This window comes from Streptomyces cacaoi (genome assembly GCF_006539165.1).
GTDB classification, from domain to species: Bacteria; Actinomycetota; Actinomycetes; order Streptomycetales; family Streptomycetaceae; genus Streptomyces; species Streptomyces cacaoi.
Genome location: NZ_BJMM01000042.1, coordinates 1 through 17,535, shown reverse-complemented (window position 1 = coordinate 17,535; position 17,535 = coordinate 1). Strand labels below are relative to the sequence as shown.

9 protein-coding genes and 1 pseudogene are annotated in these 17,535 nt (G+C 76.2%); 2 read left to right on the top strand and 8 right to left on the bottom strand.

Annotated features, from left to right (window positions below):
- Positions 1-171: 171 nt before the first annotated feature.
- From SCA03_RS27730 to SCA03_RS27710, 5 genes are all read right to left on the bottom strand, one after another.
- On the bottom strand, positions 172-2,853 hold the full coding sequence (locus tag SCA03_RS27730; RefSeq protein ID WP_141275720.1) for a glycosyltransferase: 2,682 nt from the start codon (positions 2,851-2,853) through the stop codon (positions 172-174).
- Positions 2,854-2,963: 110 nt separating this feature from the next.
- On the bottom strand, positions 2,964-5,747 hold the full coding sequence (locus tag SCA03_RS27725) for a glycosyltransferase (RefSeq protein WP_086816438.1): 2,784 nt from the start codon (positions 5,745-5,747) through the stop codon (positions 2,964-2,966).
- Positions 5,744-6,832 carry a Gfo/Idh/MocA family protein gene (locus tag SCA03_RS27720; protein WP_230988954.1) on the bottom strand — a complete coding sequence of 363 codons (1,089 nt, stop codon included), beginning with the start codon at positions 6,830-6,832 and terminating at the stop codon, positions 5,744-5,746. The genes SCA03_RS27725 and SCA03_RS27720 overlap by 4 nt, the downstream gene beginning before the upstream one ends.
- Before the next feature lie 92 nt (positions 6,833-6,924).
- Positions 6,925-8,103 (bottom strand): DegT/DnrJ/EryC1/StrS family aminotransferase, encoded by a 1,179-nt coding sequence (locus tag SCA03_RS27715; protein ID WP_086816442.1) that lies wholly within the window; start codon positions 8,101-8,103, stop codon positions 6,925-6,927.
- A gap of 146 nt (positions 8,104-8,249) precedes the next feature.
- Complete coding sequence (locus tag SCA03_RS27710; protein ID WP_086816445.1) at positions 8,250-8,972, bottom strand: acyltransferase; 723 nt, start codon at positions 8,970-8,972, stop codon at positions 8,250-8,252.
- A gap of 277 nt (positions 8,973-9,249) precedes the next feature.
- Here SCA03_RS27710 and SCA03_RS27705 point away from each other — a divergent pair, with 277 nt between their 5' ends.
- Positions 9,250-11,214 carry an arabinofuranosyltransferase AftB family protein gene (locus SCA03_RS27705; RefSeq protein ID WP_230988951.1) on the top strand — a complete coding sequence of 655 codons (1,965 nt, stop codon included), beginning with the start codon at positions 9,250-9,252 and terminating at the stop codon, positions 11,212-11,214.
- Positions 11,215-11,270: 56 nt separating this feature from the next.
- Here SCA03_RS27705 and SCA03_RS27700 read toward each other — a convergent pair whose 3' ends face one another.
- Positions 11,271-12,206: a class I SAM-dependent methyltransferase gene (locus SCA03_RS27700; RefSeq protein WP_086816447.1), complete on the bottom strand. Its 936-nt coding sequence runs from the start codon at positions 12,204-12,206 to the stop codon at positions 11,271-11,273.
- A 141-nt stretch (positions 12,207-12,347) separates the two neighbouring features.
- On the bottom strand, positions 12,348-13,721 hold the full coding sequence (locus SCA03_RS27695) for an acyltransferase family protein (RefSeq protein ID WP_086816449.1): 1,374 nt from the start codon (positions 13,719-13,721) through the stop codon (positions 12,348-12,350).
- A gap of 455 nt (positions 13,722-14,176) precedes the next feature.
- Here SCA03_RS27695 and SCA03_RS27690 point away from each other — a divergent pair, with 455 nt between their 5' ends.
- Positions 14,177-16,876 carry a glycosyltransferase family 4 protein gene (locus SCA03_RS27690; RefSeq protein WP_086816451.1) on the top strand — a complete coding sequence of 900 codons (2,700 nt, stop codon included), beginning with the start codon at positions 14,177-14,179 and terminating at the stop codon, positions 16,874-16,876.
- Between the two features lie 32 nt (positions 16,877-16,908).
- Here the strand turns inward: SCA03_RS27690 and SCA03_RS27685 are convergent.
- Positions 16,909-17,535 (bottom strand): annotated as a pseudogene (locus SCA03_RS27685) (hypothetical protein); the annotation flags it as partial.

The window sequence follows — 17,535 nt, the reverse complement described above, 5'->3', positions numbered from 1 at the left end:
TGGGCCGTGCGGGATCCGAGTGAGCCGCGGGAGAATTGTTCCTCCGCTCTCCCGTTCTCTTCGAATTCCTCTTACCCGCCCTTCGGACGGGGCCCGCCATTCCCGCGCCGCCGGCCTTTCGGCACACCGCACGGGCGGCATTCCGCCGGCGGCCCCGAGGAGCACGGCGGGTCAGGTGAGAAAGGCGTCGAGAGCGCGGGCCGTGTGGCGGCCGTCGTGGTACGCGCGGACGTAGGCGAGGGACTCCTGGCCCGTCGCGGCGGCCATGGCCCGGTCGTCGAGGAGGTTCTCCAGGGCCGTGTGCAGCGTCCCAGCCGTGGCGTTGACGATCGGGGGCACGGCCCCCACGGCCTTGTGCACCCGCTCGTCGACGAAGGCCACGACGGGCTTGCCCGCCGCCATGCCCTCGCAGGCGAACGTCCCGTAGGTGCCGACGGCGAACTGGTCGACGACGATGTCCGCGCCCTGCACCAGTTCCCGCATACCGGCCCACGGCAGCCCCTCGGCGAGCCGGAACTCGATGGCGCCGCGCCGGTCCAGCTCCTCCAGGACGGGCAGGATCCGCTCGGTCCCCTTCGTCCAGCGCCGGGAGGGCGCGTGCACCACGACGGGCCGGGGCCGCTCCATGACGGCCCGGTCGCAGGCCCAGGCGTCCACGTCGACGACGAGCGGCGCCCACTGCGCGCCGGGCAGGTCGTCGAGCAGGTCCGGGGTGGTGGCGAACAGCGGGAGCCCGCTCTCGGCGGCGACGCGCCGGTTGCGGGCGCTGTTGCGGACCAGGACGGCGAGGGTGTCCTCCGGCGCGGCGTGGAAGAGGGAGTCGGGGTAGCGCTCGCGGTGGCGCTCCGGGTCGCGGACGTCGCTGCCGTGCGCGAGCAGCGCGACCTCGATGCCGGCGCCGCGCAGCGCGGGCAGATCGTCCTCGATGTGGCGGCCGTTGAGCCAGCCGAAGGCGGGTGTGAACGCGTCGGCGAGGTAGTGGGTGTAGGAGCCGAGCACCCGGTTGACGCGGTCGAGCTTGGCCTCGCGGGCGCCGAGCTGGCCGCGCGGGATCTTCACATCGGCGGGGTAGCCGTTCAGCGGGCTGCCGCTGGTGTGCATGGTGACCTCGACGGACACGTCCGTGCGGGCCCGGCACAGGGCACGGGCGAAGCCGGACAGCTGCCCGGCGTGGTTGGCGCAGCCCATGCCGAGCCGCACCCGGGACTGCCCGGGCCTGCCCTGCGCGGGGACGGGCCGCCAGTCCGGCACGGTGACCCCGGGCCTGCGGCGCTCCTGGCGGTCCCGGCGCTCGGCGCTGCCGGGCCAGGGCACCTCGCGGGGGACGAGCCGGTGCGCCGCGGAGGCGGAGCCGTCCGGCGCGGGCAGCAGGGCGGCGAACCGCGCGAGCAGCGGGGCCGACTGCTGTTCCCAGGAGAGCGTGTGCAGCAGCTGCCCGGAGATGTTCGCGGCCAGCTCGGCCCGGCGGTCGAGGGCCTGCTGGACGGCGGCCGCGAGGGCGGTGGCCTCGCCCGCCGCGTGGACGACGCCGACGCCGTGCTCCTGGAGGAAGGTGCGGGCGGTCCGCAGATCGCTGCTGACGACGGGCAGCCCGGCGTGCAGATACTCGGGCACGGCCGCCGGCAGCACGACCTCCCGGTCGGGTGCGTGGCGCCCGCAGACGAGGCCGAGGTCGGCGGAGGAGAGGTGGTCGGGCACCTGGGCGTGCGGCACGCGCGGCGCGACGTGCACCCGGTCGGCGGTGCCGGACCTGGCCGCGCCGTCCAGCAGGGCCCGCAGCGTGGCGTCCTGCGGGTCGGCGCCGACGAGCGCGAGGTGCACCCCCGGCAGCACGCCCAGCGCCTCGACGGCGGTCTCCACACCCCGCCCGGCACCGACCGGGCCGTGGTGGACGAGCAGCGGCACCTCGTCGGCCAGGCCGCACACGGAGCGCACGGTGGGGCAGGTGTGCCGGGCGACGCCGACGGTGCCGCGCACCGGTGCGTCGCCGACGACCAGCGGCGCGGAGGAGAGCGCGTGCCGCTGCCACAGCAGCCGGGCCAGCTCGTCGGAGGGGGCGACGACGGCGTCGGCCAGGCCGGCGAACTCGTCCTCGACGGCGGGCAGGGCCCCGGCCCGGCCGGGGTCGGGCCAGGTGGTGCCGGCGACGTAGGTGCGCGCGTCGTACACCCAGGCGGTGCGCAGGCCGCGGGCGCGCAGCCGGGCCGCGCTGCGGGCGACGGCGGCGACGGCGGTGACCCCGCAGGCGTACAGGACGTCGGGGCGCAGCTCCTCGACGACGGGCCCGTAGGCGAGGTCCAGATCGAGCAGCGCGGGCCAGTCGGTGCGCCAGTTCCCCGTCGGGCGGGCGGAGTTGCGGCCGCGGGCGCCGGGCAGCCAGTCGGCGCGGTAGAGGCGCAGGACGGCGCGGTGGAGGCGGCGGCGTACCCGCACCCGGGCCCGCAGCGGCGCGGTGCGCAGCAGGGCGAGCGGGGCCAAGGCGGCGGAGCGGCGGGCGGCGAGCGCGCCGATGCGGGCGGTGTGCTCGCGCACCCAGGCCGCGTGCGCCGCCTCCGCACGCGCGAGCGGCCGTTCGTCGTGCAGGCCCCAGCGGGTGAGCAGGGCGTGCGGGCCGCGCGGCGCGGTCGCGCGCAGCCGGGCCTGCTCCTGCATCTCGGTGCCCACCGGCACCTTGACGACCGCCGCACCGCCCAGCGTCCGCTCCTCCCTGCGGCGGGAGGAGGAACGGCCGATCAGGGTGACGTCCCAGCCCGCGCGGACGGCTGCCACGGCGGTGCGCTCGGCCCTGGCGTCGTCCTGGAGGGGCCCGCCGACGACGACGGCGAGCCTCGGACGGGTGCCGCAATTCTCCATGGAAATTTCTCCTGGACGCTCCGCGCTGCGCCCCGGGCGCGCGCTGATTCCTGTTACCGGTGCCTCACCATGACAGGGCGTCTCAGGGGCCGGGAAAGGAACACCCCGGCTCAGCGCAGGAATTCATCCAGGACCGCGGCCGTGTAGCCGCCGTCGTGATAGGTGCGCACATATTCCACGGATTGCCGTGCGGTGCGCCGGGCGAATTCCCGGTCGTCCAGAAGGGATTCCAGTGCGCTGCGCAGGGTGCGCGGAGTGGCGCCGACGACGGGCGGTTCGATGCCGGCGGCGCGGTGCACCTGCTCGTCCAGGTAGGCGACGACGGGGCGGCCCGCCGCCATGCCTTCGCAGGCGAACGTCCCGTAGGTGCCGACGGCGAACTGGTCGACGACGATGTCGGCGTCCTGCACGAGTTCCCGCACCCTCTCCCAGGGCACCCCGGTCGCCAGCCGGAATTCGATGTGGCCGCGCCGGTCCAGCTCCTCCAGCACCGGGACCACCCGCTCGGTGCCCTTCGTCCAGCGCTTCGACGGGGCGTGCACGACGACGGGGCGGCAGCGTTCCATCGCGGGCAGCTCGCTCTCCCAGGACGCGACGTCGACGACGAGCGGGGCCCAGCGGGCGCCCGGCAGATCGTCGAGCAGGTCCGGGGTGGTGACGAACTGCGGCAGTCCGCACTCGGCGGCGAACCGGCGGTTGCGGGCGCTCTTCCGGGTGAGCGCGGCGAGCACGGACTCGTCGGCCGCGTGGTAGTGGGAGTGCGGATAGCGGGCCATGTGCCGCTCGGGGTCGCGCACGTCGCTGCCGTGCGCGAGGAGGGCGACCTTGATCCCGGCGGCCCGCAGCGCCGGCAGGTCGTCGCGGATGTGGCCGCCGTTGAGCCGGCCCAGCGCGGGGGTGAAGGAGTCGGACAGGTAGTGCGTGCAGGAGCCGAGCACCCGGCGGGCGCGCTCCAGCTGGTGGCCCAGCTCCGCGGCGCGTTCCGCGGGGGTGTGCACATCGGCGGGGTAGCGCACGCTCTGCTCGTGGGTGTGCATGACGACCTCGGCGGAGAGGTCCGCCCGCCGTTCGCTCAGGGCGCGCGCGAACTGGGCGAGCTGGCCCGCCGAGTTGGCGCAGCCCAGCCCGAGCCGTACGGGTGTGCTGGTCAGCGGGCGCCAGCCGCCGGGTGCGGTGCAGGTGTCCCCGGCGCCGGCGGGCTCCGCCGCCCGGCCGGCACCGGGGCGTTCGGCCGCCGACCAGGGCACGTCGCGCGGCACGAGCCGGCCGGCGGCGCGCGGCCCGGCCAGCTCCTCGTACAGGTGCAGCAGCCCGTCCGACTGGTGCTCCCAGGACAGCTCGCGGAGCAGTTCGTCCGTGATGTGCCCGGCGAGGGTGTCGCGCCGGGCGAGCGCGCGGCGGACGGCGGCGACGAAGGAGCGCGGCTGCTCGGCGACGAACACCTCGCCCACGCCGGTGCGTTCGACGAAGGCCCGCAGGGTGCGGACCCCGCTGGTGACCATCGGCAGCCCGGCGTGCAGATACTCGGCGGCCTTGGTGGGCAGCGAGATCTCGCAGTTGGGCACGTGCCGGAAGCAGATCAGGCCGAGGTCGGCCGAGGAGAGGTAGTCGGGCACCTGTTCCTGCGGCACATAGGGCACCACGTGCACCCGTTCGCGCACCCCGAGCCGCTCGGCCAGCGCCAGCAGGGCCTGGAGGGTGGCGTTCGGCTTGCTGCCCGCGACCAGCGCCAGATGGGCCCGGTGCAGCCCGACGAGGCCCTCGACGGCGACGTCCAGCCCCCGCTCGGGCCCGATCCACCCGGCGTACACCAGCAGCGGCACATCCCCCTCCAGCCCGCACACGTCCCGCACACCGGCGCGTTCGCCGGCCGCGGCGCCGCGTACCGCCGCGCGCACGGGCGCGTTGGCGACGACGAGCGGGGACCGCCGCAGCCCGTACTGCTCGCGCAGCAGCGCCGCCAGCTCGTCGGAGACGGTGACGACCGCGCCGGCGCGGCGGATGAAGGCGTCCTCGGCGGCGGGGAACGCGGCACGGCGCAGCGCGTCGGGCCACTCGATGCCGCGGACGTACTCGTGCGCGTCGTACAGCCAGGCGGTGCGGTGCCCCCGGGCCCGCAGCCGGGCGGCGCTGCGCGCGGCGATGGGCAGCATGGCGATGTCGTTGGCGTGCAGCACATCGGGGCGCAGCTCCTCGATGACCGGGCCGAACGCCAGGTCGAAGTCGAGAAGTTCGGGCCAGTCGCGCCGCCAGTCGCCGGTGGGCCGCGGCTCGGCGGCGTGCCGGCGCTCCCACTGGTAGAGCCTGCCGCGGCCCTTGTGCGCGTACCGGCGCAGCCGCACCCAGCCCTTGAGCGCCTCCCGCGCCACGGCCGTCCGCACCCCGGAAGGGCGTTCGGCGAGCCAGCCGACGCGGGTGGTGTGCTCGCGCACCCAGGCGGCGTGCACCGAGCGGGCCCGCAGCCAGGCGCCGTCGTCGGGCAGCCCCCACTGGGTGAGCCGGCTGCGCAGCCGGGAGCGGCGGCGGGCGGCGCTCGCCGCGGCACGCATGTGCCCGGAGACGGGCACCTTGACCACGCGGACCGGGCCGAGGACGGACTCCTCCCGCTTCCGGGAGGGGCTGCGGCCGACGAGCGTCACGTCCCAGCCGGCCCGGGCGGCGGCGAGCGCCGTCTTCTGCACCCGGGAGTCCCCGGTGACCGGGTTGCCCACGACGACGACCAGCCGGGGCCGGCCGACGGCGCCGTCCCCCTCCCCGCCGGAGGTGGGCCGCGGGCGCTCCGCCGGAGCCTGCGGCAGCGGGTCGGCCGGGGGCTGCACATGGACCAGCGGGGCGCGGGGAGCGTCGGTCTCCTGCTGCGGACGCCCGCTCACGGGCTGTTCCGGGGCGCTCATGTCGTCTGCTCCGCGACCCGGCCGTGCGCTCCCGGCGCCGGTGGCGCCCCGGACGGCAGGACGGTGGCGGTGACGCCGGAAGCGGGCCCGTCGGGCTCCGCCGTGCCGGGCAGCGCCGGCAGCCCGGTGCCGCCGACGTCGGCCATCAGGCGTGCCGACTCCAGGACGGCGGTCGAGACCTCGACCGTCCGCAGGCCCTCGCGCGCGGTGACGATGCCGCCGGCGGCGCCGCGCACCGCGTCCCGGAACCGCTCGTGCTCGACGGCGAGCGGCTCCCGCTTGGGGAAGGCGTACCGCACGGTGTCCCCCTCGGCAACGCCGCGGAAGGCCCGCAGCGCCTCCCACTCGGTGGCCACGGCGCCGTTGGCGTGGAAGGTCAGATCGGCCGTGAGGGTGTCGGCGACGAAGCAGCCGCGCTCGCCCGTGACGGCGCAGAACCGCTCCTTGAGCGGGCTGAGCCAGTTCACCAGGTGGCTGACCATCGTCCCGTCCGCCAGGGAGCCGACGACGGCCACCATGTCCTCGTGGTCACGGCCGGATTTGGAGACGGTGCGCGCGGAGAGCGTCGCGTAGCCCTGCCCCGTGATCCAGCTCGTCAGGTCGATGTCGTGGGTCGCCAGGTCCTTGACGACACCGACGTCGGCGATCCGGTGCGGGAAGGGCCCCTGGCGCCGGGTGACGACCTGGAAGACCTCGCCCAGCTCGCCCGCCTCCAGCCGGGCCCGCAGCTGCTGGAGCGCCGGGTTGAACCGCTCGATGTGCCCGACACCGGCGACCAGCCCCCGCGCCTCGAACGCCTCCGCGAGCCGGCGTGCCGCCTCCGCCGTGTGCGCCAGCGGCTTCTCGATCAGCGCGCACACCCCGGCCTCGGCCAGCCGCAGCCCCACGTCCTCGTGGAGCGCCGTCGGGCAGGCGACGACCGCGTAGTCGACGCCGAGCGCGAGCAGTTCGCCGACGTCCCGCAGCACGGGGACCCCGCCGGGGCCGGGCCGCCCGTCGGCCGCGGCCTCGACGGCCGGATCGACGGCGGCCACGAACTCGACCCCGTCCAGCGCGGCGAGGATCCGCGCGTGGTTGCGCCCCATGGCGCCCAGCCCGACGAGCCCGGCACGCAGCGGTGCGGCCGGCTGCTCGCCGGGCCGGCCGTGCGGGCCGGGGTGTGCGGATGTCGTCGCGGTCATCGGATCACCTCCGCTGTGCCGGGGGCGGCGGCCGGTTCCCCGGGCCGCTCCCCGGGGACCGGCTCGGCCGTGGCGGTCACGTCCCGTGCGGCGCGCACGATGCGCACCAGGTCGTCCCCGGTGAGCGCCGGATGCACCGGGAGCGAGAGCACCTCGGCCGCGGCCCGGTCGGTGACGGGCAGATCGGCACCCAGCGAGGCGTACGGCTTGAGCCGGTGGATCGGCGTCGGGTAGTAGACGGCGCTGCCCACCCCGGCGGCCTCCAGCCCGGCCCGCACCCGCTCCCGCGCCTCGGCGCCGCCGGGCACCCGCACCGTGTACTGGTGGTAGACGTGCCGGGCGCCGGCCGCGACGGGCGGGGTGACCAGGCCCGCGAGCCCGCGCAGCCCCTCGTCCAGCACGGCCGCGTGCGCCCGGCGCCGCTCCGTCCGCTCCGCCAGCCGCGTCAGCTGCACCCGGCCGACGGCCGCCGCCACATCCGTCATCCGCATGTTGGCGCCGACGATCTCGTTCTCGTAGCGCTGCTCCATGCCCTGGTTGCGCAGCAGCCGCAGCGTGCGCGCGTGCGCCTGGTCGGGGACGACGACCATGCCGCCCTCCAGGGACTGCATGTTCTTCGTCGGATAGAAGCTGAAGCAGGCCGCGTCCCCGAAGGCGCCCACCGGGCGGTCGTCCAGGGCGGCGGCGTGCGCCTGGCAGGCGTCCTCGACCACGGCCAGCCCGTGCCGCCGCGCCAGCTGCGTCAGCCGGTCCATCGCCGCCGGATGCCCGTACAGATGGACGGGCATCAGCGCGGCGGTACGCGGACCGACCGCGCCGGCGGCCGCGTCCGGGTCGAGGCAGAAGGTGTCCGGGTCGATCTCCGCGAACACCGGCTCGGCCCCGGCCAGCCGCACGGCGTTGGCGCTGGCCGCGAACGAGAAGGACGGGACGACGACCTCGTCCCCCGGCCCGATGCCCAGCGCCAGCAGCGCCAGATGCAGCGCCGAGGTCCCGGAGTTGACGGCGACGCAGGAGCGGTCCGCCACCAGCGCGCCGAACTCGCCCTCGAAGGCCGCCACCTCCGGCCCCTGCACGACCCGGCCGCCGCGCAGCACACGTACCGCTGCGGCGATCTCCTCGTCCCCGAGCTGCGGTTTCGCAGCCGGAATCATCTCTTCACGCGGCCCTTGCATGCGGACGCCCCTCGGGTCTCCGGCCAGTTACGCCCCTATGTGGTCCCGTTCCGGGCCGCCCGCTTGCAGTCCGGGCCTACGATTCGCCCGTACCGCCCACACCGGTGCGGCCGTGCGGGGGACACCGGGGTCACGGCACGCAGCGCTCAGGGCCGGGCGTCGCGGAGCGTGACGGAGCCGTCGGGCGCCTCCGCCTCCTCGTAGCGCTCCCCCGTGCGCGGGCACTCCCAGCTCCCGGGCCCCCGCGCGCGCAGCCGCTCCCCGCTGCGGCCCACCCAGCCGATCCGGCGCGCGGGGACGCCCACGACCAGCGCGAAGTCCGGCACGTCCGCGGTGACCACCGCACCGGCCGCGACCATCGCCCACCGCCCGATCCGCACCGGCGCCACACACACCGCACGCGCCCCCAGCGAGGCACCACGGCCCACCCGGACCCCCACCGGCTCCCAGTCCCCGGCACGCTTGGGAGAGCCGTCCGCCGCCACCGCGCGCGGGTTGCGGTCGTTGGTGAGCACGACGGCGGGCCCGATGAACACGCCCTCGCCCAGCTGCGCCGGCTCGTAGACCAGCGCGTGGTTCTGCACCTTCGACCGGGCCCCGACCCGCACACCCGTGCCGATGTACGCGCCCCGGCCGATCACGCACTCCTCCCCCAGCACCGCGTCCTCCCGGATCTGCGCCAGCTCCCACACGGTGGTCCCGTCCCCCACGGCCGCCCGCTCGGAGACCTGCGCGCCGGGCAGCACCCGGGCCGGTCGGAGGGAACCGGGGAACGAACGGGACAGGGGGCCGGTGCGGTCCTGGACCTCCGCCGTACCGCGGACGCCGGGGGCGTCGGGGATCTCCGGGGTCTCGGGCGTGGTCGTCATGCGCGCCTCGCTCTCCGCGCTCTGTGCGCTGGTACTCGCCGTACTCCTGCGGCCGGTCCGCTGCTCCGCTGCCCGGGCCCGGCCCCGGTGCCCGGCGCCCGCTGCGTGCTGTGTGCCGCGTGCGCCGCGCACCCGTTCCGAGCATGGACGGCCGGGCGGGCGCGCGCGGCCCGGGGCGTGCGCCTGGCCGGGTGCGCGTCCCCCGCGGGGGTGAGCCGGGCACGGGCCGCGCGCCGGTGGGCGAGGGGCCCGTACGCACCGGGCGAAGGTGGGCGCCATGGACGACCTGGCCCGAACGGAAGAGCTTCCCGTCCCCCAACCCACCCGCGCCGCACGGCCGTTCGGCCTGCCGGGCACGCTGGTGCAACGCTGGAACGCGCTGGCGATCACCGCCTGCGGCGCGACCGTCCTCGTCCTCGGCCACCGGCACCGCTGGACCAACGACGACGCGCTGATCTACACCCGCGCGGTCCGCCAGATCCTCGCGGGCAACGGCCCCGTCTTCAACGTCGGTGAGCGTGCCGAGTCCTCCACCGGAACCCTGTGGCAGTGGCTCCTGGCCGCCGGCGGCACCGTCCCCGGCATCACCGACCCGCTGCGGCTGGCCGTCGCGCTGGGCCTGGTGCTGACCGTCGCCGGATATCTGCTCGCGCTGGACGGCACCCGCCGACTGATCCGGCTGCACCGCCCGTCCGGCGCGCTGCTGCCGTTCGGGGTGCTGCTCCTGCTGCCGCTCTGCGCCACCTGGGACTACGCCACCTCGGGGCTGGAGACGGGGCTCTCGTTCGCCTGGCTCGGCGGCTCCTGGTGGCTTCTGGTCCGCGCCCGCGCCGGGCTCGACGACACCGCCGTGCGCCGCCGTCCGCCCCTGGCGCTGACCGCGTTCGTCTTCGGCCTCGCACCCCTCGTCCGGCCCGATCTGGCCCCCGCTGGCCTGCTGTTCCTCGCCGCCCTGTGGCTGATGCGCCGGCCCGCGGGACCGTCCCCCGACCCCTCCGCGGCCGGACGGGGCCGCACCGCGCGCACGGCGCTCGGCTGGATCTGCGCGGCCGGCGCGCTCCCCGTCGGCTACGAGATCTTCCGCGCCGGGTACTACGGCGTCCTCGTCCCGCTCCCGGCCCTCGCCAAGGAGGCCGCCGGCACACAGTGGGGCTACGGCTGGGACTACCTGCTCAACACACTGCTCCCGTACGCCCTGTGGATCCCGCTGGCGCTGGTGGCCGCCCACGTCTTCCACACGGTCCGCACAGCACGCGCAGCACGCACGGCGGGCACCGCCCACGCGGCGGGCACCGCCCGGTCAGCGCACCCGGCCCGGCGGACGAGCGCGGCCGGGGAGGCGGGCGCGGCGCTCGGTCTCCCGGCTGCCGCGGGTCGGCGCGGCCCCCGGGACGCCGCACGCCACGCGGACGCCGTCCTGATCGCCGCGCCCGTGGTGGCGGGCCTGCTGTCGGCGTTCTTCGTCGTCAAGATCGGCGGCGACTTCATGCACGGCCGGATGGTCCTGCCGGCCCTCTTCCTCCTGCTGCTGCCGCTCTTCCTGATCCCCTACGGCCGCGCCGGCGCCCTGCTGACCGTGGCCGTCACCGTGTGGGGCGCCGTCTGCCTCGCCCTGCTGCGGCCGCCGCTGGACATGCCGGGCCGCCGCATCGTCTACGACTCGCACACCGTCTACGCCCGCAGCCTCGGCGCACACCCCGTCACCCAGTCCGCGCACACCGAGCGGCCCCGGCCCTTCACCTCGGCCGTGCGCCGCACCCTGCACGACGGCACCCGCGGCCTGGTGCTGCGGCTGCCGAACGACAAGGGCTACCCGGTGCTGCCGCTCGCCCCGCACGTGCCGGGGCCGGCCGCCGGAGCCGAGGCCCGGCTGGGCAACGCCGGGGCCGTGCTGCCCCTGGACGCCCGGGCCGTCGATCTGCTCGGCCTCGCCAACCCGCTGGGCGCCCACACCCTGCCCACCCACGACCGCAAGGCCGGACACGAGAAGCCCCTCGACCGCGCCTGGGTGCTCGCCGACCTCACCGCACCCGGCACGCCCGTCCCGTACGGGGTCGACCCGCGCCGCGTCGCCGCCGCCCGGCACGCGCTCACCTGCGGGCCGCTGCCCGAACTCCTCGCCTCCGTACGGGAACCGATGAGCCCGGGCCGCTTCGTCGACAACCTCACCGGCGCCTGGGAACGCACCCGGCTGCGCATCCCCGCCGACCCGCTGGAGGCCGAACGCGCCCTCTGCCGCTGACGCACCGGCGCCCGCTCCTGCCGCCCGGCGCCGCCGACCGCCCGGCCCGCCGCCCGTCAGCGCCCCGGACTCCGGCCGTCGCGCAGCCGCACCAGGGCCCGTGTGACCACCGGCGGCAGCAGCTCACGCGCGAGCGCACGCGGGCGGGGCACCCGCGGCCGGCCGACCGTGGACGGGGCGGCGTCGGACGGGCCGCCGGCCGGTGCGTGCCGCGACTCCGGCACCGGCGGCGGGTCGGCCTTGCGCGCGCCGACCAGCAACAGCCGCCGGTCCGCGACCTCCTGCCACTGCAACCAGCACTTGCCGCGCTCCCGCAGCGCCGTGTGCAGCGCGTCCTGCCAGGGCTCCGCCTCGCCCCAGGTGCCGTAGAACTTGTGCCCGGAGACGCAGACCGGCCGCAGCCCGCTCTCCAGCACCGCCTGCCAGGTCGCACACGCCACCCCCGGCGTGTGCTCGGAGCGGTAGTCGTCCAGCACGACGATCCCGCCGGGCCGCAGCGCCTGCCGGGCCGCCGCGATGTCGCCGCGCACGTGCTCGTACAGATGCGAGGCGTCGACGTGCACGAACCGGCAGCTGGCGGGCTCGACCTCGCGCGGGACCACCGACGTGGGCGCCTGCACGATGCGCGGCAACTCGTCGTGGAAGGCGAGGAAGTTGGATTCGAACGCGCGCCGGGTGAGCGTGGCGTAGGAGCCGCGCATCTCCCGCCCGTTGGCCTCGTCGGGCGCCTCGGAGTCGAACAGGTCGCACACCGTGAAGCGCTCGTCCGGCTCCAGGTAGGAGCGCATCATCACGGCGCTCTTGCCCATGTAGGCGCCCATCTCCAGCAGATCGCCGCGCTCGCGCAACTGCCGCTGCCGCCGCAGGAACCAGTCGAACAGGATGACGTCGGTGCGGTAGAACCAGCCGGGGACGTCGTAGAAGGAGCGGGGCTCCGGCAGGTGCTCGCCGGGCCGGTCCGCGTCCGCGGCTGAGGTCGCTGCGGTGCTCATGGGGAGTGGGTCTCCTCTGCTGACACGTGGCGTTCGAGGGGCCTGGAGCCCTGTATAGGCCCCTCGAACAGACCGGCGCACTCCCTGAGCGGACGCGTGGGGAGACCTTCCGCGCGCCGCCGTCGCCCGGCTACCGGATGTTCAGCCCGCGTTGTGTGCCCGGCGGGGCGCGGGGCCCGGGCCGGACGGCGCGCGCTCGTCCCGCTCCGCCGCCCTGCGGATGCCCAGCCGCAGCCCGCGCAGCCGGTAGGGCTCGACGAGCGGCCACAGCACCCGCCGGACGGGAGGCGCACACAGCAGCACGGCGACGAGCCCGGCCAGCACCGTCGTTCCCGCCACCGCCAGCGCCCCGCCGGCCTTCACCGGCTCGTATCCGCCGAGCCCCTCCACCGTCTTGACCAGCAGCCCGTGCAGCAGGAACGGGTAGAGCGTGCAGGCGCCGAGCGCCGTGAAGCCGGTCCGCCGGGAGGGGACGAGGGCGAGGAAGGCGGCGATGAGCACGGCGCTGACGCCGAACAGCGCGATCCGCATCCCGGCGTACACCAGCGGCTGCACGCCCAGATCGGCGCTGCCCGCGTCCATCAGCAGCCAGTGCCGGCTCACCCGCGGCGCCACCCACCAGGCCCCTGCGCCGCCGGCGACCATCACCGGGAGCGCCCAGCGGCGCGCCGCCGGGTTGCGCAGCGGACGCAGATGCTCGGGCCGCAGCCGCAGCCCGAGCACGAACCAGGGCAGCAGCATCAGGACGCGCGGCAGCGCGAGTTCACCGCCGAGGTCGGTGAAGCCGGCCAGCACGGAGACGGCCGCGGCGATCGCCACCGGCCTGCGCACGGCCCGCCACAGCGGCACCGACAGCCGCCAGAGGAAGAGCGCCACCAGAAACCAGCACAGATAGCGCGGGACGCTCGGGGTGAACCGGAAGGGCTGGTCCCAGAAGAGCGTGTAGACGCCGGAGTAGGCGGCCTCGAACAGGAGGTACGGCAGCAGGATCCGGCCGAGCAGCGACCGCACCTGCTCGGGCCGCCCGTCGAATCCGCGGGACAGATACCCGCACAGCAGCACCAGGCCCGGCATGTGGATGGCGTACACGAGCAGGAAGGCGGCCTTGACGGCCGGCATCCCCTCGGTCTTCGCGTCGACGACGGGGATCCAGTTGTGCCCCATCACGACCAGGACGGTCAGCAGGAACTTCGCGTTGTCGAGGAACGGGTCGCGACCCTGCGCCCCGGTGGCCGAGGAGCCGTTAGGGCGCCGCGCCCGTGCGGCCCCGGCCCCGGCCGGCGCGGTGCCCGGCCGTTCCGGTGCGGCGGGCCCGGCCGCCCGCGCGGCCCCGGAACCTTCCACTCCGGCCGTCCCCACTCCGCCGGGCCGCCGCTCCCACGCGGGCGCGAGCGAGGGCGGAGCGAACGGCGCCGCGCCGGCCTCCGAGAGATAGGAGAAGCGGGCTGCGGCATCGGGCGAGGGAGCGGAAGCCCCGGTCGCCGCTCGGGTATCGGTCGAAGGTTCCCAGGCCATCACGCCGTCCTCGGCTCACTCGTTCCGGGCGAGCGCCGCGTGACCGCTGCCCGTGCGGGGCCGGGCCGGCGTGCCGCCCGGCCCGGCTCGGTCGGTGGTCTCGAAAACCATTGATCAGACAGTAGGCGCGGTTTTCCACAGGCCGGGCGCGGCATGCCGCCGCTGCGCCGAACGAAGGACAGAACCCGTCATAGCGGTACAGACCGGACAGCAACCGAGCACATACTCCTTCGGACCCTTCTCCCGGCTGACTCCCGGCTGTCCGCCGCTGAGCGGGCGCGATGCCGCACCGCACGGCAGGCCGCCGCCGGACCGCTCCCCTACACCACCCGCACCGGCCGCACCACCGCATACGACAGCCGACCGGCCGTGCAGGAAAAACGGCAGAAAAGCGACACGGAAACGACACGACAGCGACACCACAGCGATAGAACAGCGACAGAAAGCAGCCCTCGATGAAGATCGTGTTCCTGCTGGACAATGCCTACGGAATCGGCGGGACGATCAGGTCGACGGTCAATCTCTCCCGGGCGCTGGCCGACCGTCACCAGGTCGAGGTCGTCAGTCTGCGCAGGGCCCGCGAGGAGCCGGCGCTCACCTTCGACCCGCGCGTCACCCTGACCTCTCTGATCGACCTGCGCCGCTCCTCCCCCGGATACGACGGGGACGACCCGCTCCACCAGCGCCCCAGCGAACGGTTCACCGAGGGCGCCGACCACCTCCGGCGGGGCATCTCGACCCGCCTCGTGGACGTCCGCGTCCGCGAACTGCTGAGCACCCTGCGGGCCGACGTCGTCATCGGCACCCGGCCGAAGGTCAACGACTACCTCGCCGCCTACGGCACCGGCTCCTATCTGCGCATCGGCCAGGAACATCTGACCCACGCGATGCACAACCCGCACATCCGCACCCACCAGGACGCGGCGATCCGGCACCTGGACGCCTTCGTCACCGTCTCCTACGCGGACGCCGCCGACTACCGCGCCGCCCTGCCGGACACCACCACGCACATCACCTGCGTCCCGAACGCCGTGCCGCAGACGCCGGTCGAGCCCTCCGACGGCCGGGCGCGGCTCGTCGTGGCGGCCGGGCGGCTGATCAAGGTCAAGCGGTACGACCGGCTGCTGCGGGCCTTCGCACTCGTCGCGCGCGAGCACCCGGAGTGGTCGCTGCGGCTGTACGGGCGCGGACCGCAGCACGCGGCGCTGCGCGCGCTGATCAACGAACTCGGCCTCTACGACCGGGCGTTCCTCATGGGCGCGCACTCCCCGATCGAGACGGAGTGGGCCAAGGGCGCCGTGGCCGCCGTCTCCTCCGACGCCGAGTCCTTCGGGATGACGCTGGTGGAGGCGATGCACTGCGGCGTCCCGGTGGTCAGCACGGACTGCCGCTACGGCCCGGGGGAGATCATCGCCAACGGGCAGGACGGGCTGCTCTCCCCGCTCGGCGACGACGAACAGACGAACATCCGTGCCTACGCCGACGCGCTGCTCCAGCTCATCGAGGACCCGCGGCTGCGGCACCGGATGGGACAGGCCGCCCTGGAGAAGGCCGAGCGGTACGCGCCCCGGCGGATCGCGGGCGAGTACGAGGAACTGATCGAACAGCTGCTCAGGGCGCGCGCGGCCGCCGGCACCCTGGGCGCCCCGAACGCCCCCGCACCGACCGCCGACGCCCCGCTCATGCCGCCGGGCGCGGCCGGTGCGAGCGGTGCGGCGGCGCCCGCGGGTGCGGCGAACGCCGCCGGTGCCGCGGGGGCGGCCGGTGCGGGGAGGGCTTCCGCCGCCGCGCGGGCCGCCGCAGGGAACGCCACCGCCGGGAACGCCGCTGCCGAAGCGGCGGCCACCGCGGAGACCGCGGCGTCCGGCAAGGCCGCCGGACAGACCTCCGGCGCCCCCGGCACGCGGTCGTCCGCGCGGGGTTCCGGGACAGCGGAGGGGCGCGCGGGCGGGGCGGCCGTCCCGCGCCCGCGGATGTCCCTGCGCCGGCTGGCCGCGCCGGTGCTGCGGCCCGTCGTCCGCCGGGTGCGGGCGTGGCGGAAGGCACGCGGCGGCGCGTTCGCACGTCCGACGGCCTGGGTGCGCGTCGCCGACGACGGCTCGCTCGTGGTGCGGCTGCGTGCCGAACGGCTGCCCCGGCAGCGCTCGGCCCTGGTGCTGACCGCCCGGCACCGGGAGGGCGAACCGGCCGTCCGCTTCCCGCTCCCGGCCCGCGACCAGGCCGCGGACGGCTGGACGGAGGTCCGCGTCCCGCGCTCGGGCACCCATCTCGCCGAGGCACGCTGGGACGCCTACGTCGAGCGCGCCTCCGACGGCAAGCGCCGCCGCGTCCGTGCCGAACTCGTGGAGACCGCACGGCTGTTGACCCTGCCCGCGCCGATCGGCCCGGGCGGCGCCCTCACCCCGTGGACGCCGTACACGACCAGTGACGGCTATCTCGCGGTCCGCGCCTGGCGCCGCGCCGGGCACGCCGAGGTCACCTCCATCGCGCTGGACGCCCGCGGCTACACCCTGCGTGCCGCGCTGTACGGCGAGGCGGCGCACGCGTCCCTGCTGGCGGGCCGTACCGAACCGGCGGGCGGCCCGGCGCTCGTGGCGGTACCGCGCGGCAAGAACGCCGAGCGGCGCGCGTTCGAGCTGCCGGGCAGGTTCGGCGGGAGCCCGTCCCCGGCGCGGGAGCGGGCGCTGGGCGAGCTTCCCGGGGAGTTCGGCCCGGACAACGGCGTGATCGGGCCGGGGCCGACGGCGGACGGGACCGGACGGCCCCCGGCGGCAGCGGACGAGACCGGAGCGCCGCCCGCCGCCGGAGACGAGGTCGTCGTCGAGCTGCCGTACGAACTGCCGGCCGCCTTCGCCGAGGGGGCCGGCAAGGGCGTCTGGGACCTGTGGCTCAGACCCGGCGAGGGGCTCGCGCCGGTGCGGATGGGCCGGCTGCTGGGCGACCTTCCCGACCGCAAGAAGACCGATGTCACCCCGCGGGCCCGGCTGGGCGGCAGCGATCTCGCCGTCCAGCTGTACTTCTCGGTCAACAACAACCTCGTGCTCACGCTGCACACGGTGCCGCAGGAACAGCCGGGCGCCACCGGTGCACGCCCTGAGCAGGAGCAGTCGCGGACGGCGGCGGCCGGCACAGGAGGCGGCCGGGCCGGGAGCTGACCCCGCCCGGGGGGGCGAGGCCGAGGCCCGGGTCAGGCGAGCGGCTCGCGGGCTTCCGCGCGCCGCTGCCGGGCCTCCGCCTGGGCGGCGAGCGCACGGACGGCCCGGCCGAACCGCACCAGCGACGGGGGCTCGGCCGGGCCGAGCAGGCGCACCTTCAGGGCCGCGCGCGCCGGCGCGAGCGGGTCGGGCCCGGGGGCGCGGACGGTACGCAGCAGCCCGGGCACCCCGGCGCCGTCCGGGCCCAGGACCGTCGCGGCGCGGACGGTGGGAAACGCCGCGCGGAACTCCTCCTCCGTCATGCCGCTGGTGTTGGCCACGGCGTACGGCTTCTCGCTGCTGAGGTGGTCGGAGACGACGGAGGAGACATCCGAGATCAGCAGGTCGGCCTGGTTGAAGCAGCTGAACAGCGAGGGGCGCGGGCCGGTGACGACTCGGTGCGCGCCGGGCGGTGCACCGGCCCAGTAGGCCGCTTCCCAGGCGCGCACCGCTTCCTCCCTGGCCGCGGCCCTGCCCGGCTCCGGCGGCCCCTGCCTGAGCATCAGTTCGACCTCGTCGGCGCCCTCCCCCGGGCCGGCGAGCGCGTCCAGCCGGCGGGCCGCACGCTCCAGCGCGGCCCGGGCGTCCGGATCGGCCGCCTGCGCGTTCCGCCCGGCGTC

Coding starts and splice junctions, on each gene's coding strand:
- SCA03_RS27710 (WP_086816445.1), bottom strand. CDS start 8,972: ATGACGACCACGCCCGAGACCCCGGAGATCCCCGACGCCCCCGGCGTC.
- SCA03_RS27730 (WP_141275720.1), bottom strand. CDS start 2,853: ATGGAGAATTGCGGCACCCGTCCGAGGCTCGCCGTCGTCGTCGGCGGG.
- SCA03_RS27705 (WP_230988951.1), top strand. CDS start 9,250: ATGGACGACCTGGCCCGAACGGAAGAGCTTCCCGTCCCCCAACCCACC.
- SCA03_RS27715 (WP_086816442.1), bottom strand. CDS start 8,103: ATGCAAGGGCCGCGTGAAGAGATGATTCCGGCTGCGAAACCGCAGCTC.
- SCA03_RS27700 (WP_086816447.1), bottom strand. CDS start 12,206: ATGAGCACCGCAGCGACCTCAGCCGCGGACGCGGACCGGCCCGGCGAG.
- SCA03_RS27725 (WP_086816438.1), bottom strand. CDS start 5,747: ATGAGCGCCCCGGAACAGCCCGTGAGCGGGCGTCCGCAGCAGGAGACC.
- SCA03_RS27720 (WP_230988954.1), bottom strand. CDS start 6,832: ATGGGGCGCAACCACGCGCGGATCCTCGCCGCGCTGGACGGGGTCGAG.
- SCA03_RS27695 (WP_086816449.1), bottom strand. CDS start 13,721: ATGGCCTGGGAACCTTCGACCGATACCCGAGCGGCGACCGGGGCTTCC.
- SCA03_RS27690 (WP_086816451.1), top strand. CDS start 14,177: ATGAAGATCGTGTTCCTGCTGGACAATGCCTACGGAATCGGCGGGACG.